Source organism: Microcystis sp. LE18-22.4A (assembly GCF_027531105.1).
GTDB classification, from domain to species: domain Bacteria; phylum Cyanobacteriota; class Cyanobacteriia; order Cyanobacteriales; family Microcystaceae; genus Microcystis; species Microcystis aeruginosa.
This window is the reverse complement of record NZ_JAPZRB010000225.1, coordinates 1-1,203: the sequence shown is the minus strand read 5'-3', so window position 1 is coordinate 1,203 and position 1,203 is coordinate 1. Positions and strand designations below refer to the sequence as shown.

1 protein-coding gene is annotated in these 1,203 nt (G+C 47.7%); it reads right to left on the bottom strand.

Annotated elements, in window-relative coordinates; translation table 11 throughout:
• Positions 1 to 267 precede the first annotated feature (267 nt).
• Positions 268 to 1,086, bottom strand: coding sequence for a KilA-N domain-containing protein (locus O9295_RS10090; RefSeq protein ID WP_288032864.1), 819 nt, complete (start codon positions 1,084 to 1,086; stop codon positions 268 to 270).
• Between the last annotated feature and the right edge of the window lie 117 nt (positions 1,087 to 1,203).

The window sequence follows — 1,203 nt, the reverse complement described above, 5'->3', positions numbered from 1 at the left end:
AAGAAGTTAAAAGACTAGCTTGGCAAAACTAGGCTGTATAAGGATTGTACAGCAATTTTTCGTGGGATATTGAAAAGCATAGACATTATTAATAATAATTCTCAATAGTTACCTCAGTCATAAGGCTCAAAGCCTTGCTGGCCAAGGCATCGACGCACCTCAACGAAAACTCTAGATTTTCAGCCATTGTGTCTAACCCGCGAAAAATGTTGAGAACCCCCAAACAGCGACCGCAGACTAACCTCAGATCGCTGTTGGTCAACCCCATTAACTCAACACCCGCAAAATCTCCACAATAGAAGCCTTCTGGGTTTGCAGGTCTTGGATGGCGGCTACCTTCTCTTTGGGGATGTACTTGCAGGATTTGATTAGGCGATTGCCTCCTTCCCAGAGTTCGTAGTGGAAAAAGGCTTGGCGGTACTGCCTGCCGTTTCTGGTATAGGTGCGCCAGTGAATCGAACCGCTGCCCTCTCCCTTGAGGCGGCGGACAGCCGGATTCCTGCCTGCCGTCTGCGGCTTGCTGGGGGGCAGTTTGGGGACAGATTCAGCCTTATTGCTGCCCAACTCCGTACTCACCCCAGGGGTTTCTAAGATACCTAAGGCGGCTCGAATGATGCCCGTATGCTGGTGGACGGTGGTGTGCATCACTTTGTTCAAGGCTTCTAAAGTCTTGAGGTGAGTGTTGATTTCCTTGAGCAGTTCCGAGGGAATCTGGGGCTGCTGGGGCTGAATCAGATTTTGAGCAGTGGTCATCCATTCAACCACCCACTGACTGACCAGCACAGCAAATTTAGCACTGCACCACTGACCGCAGTTAATCGCAACTTGAGGATGTCCCCATGTGCCTTGTAGATTGGCTGGTTTCCCTCTTCGGATCTGAATCAACTTGGATATGGGAATTCCCATATCCATAGAAAGCTCATCTAGAAAGGCTTTCGTGATGTCAAGCCTTAAATAGTCTGCGATTAGTTTGCCATTAGCTTGCGCCATCTGGGTCAAGTTGATGTACCCATCCTCATGGCGCTGACCGATCTGTAAGCCGTCGGCTTCGTGAAGTATGATGGTTCTTCGGTTTGTCCTATGCAACGGACAGGATTATAAGGAATGAAACTCTTATAGAGAAAGACATTTGGCGATTTTTGTCAATTATTTTCGAGCTAGAGCGAACTAATCAATTAAATCTATTGCCAGATAAGGATTTAG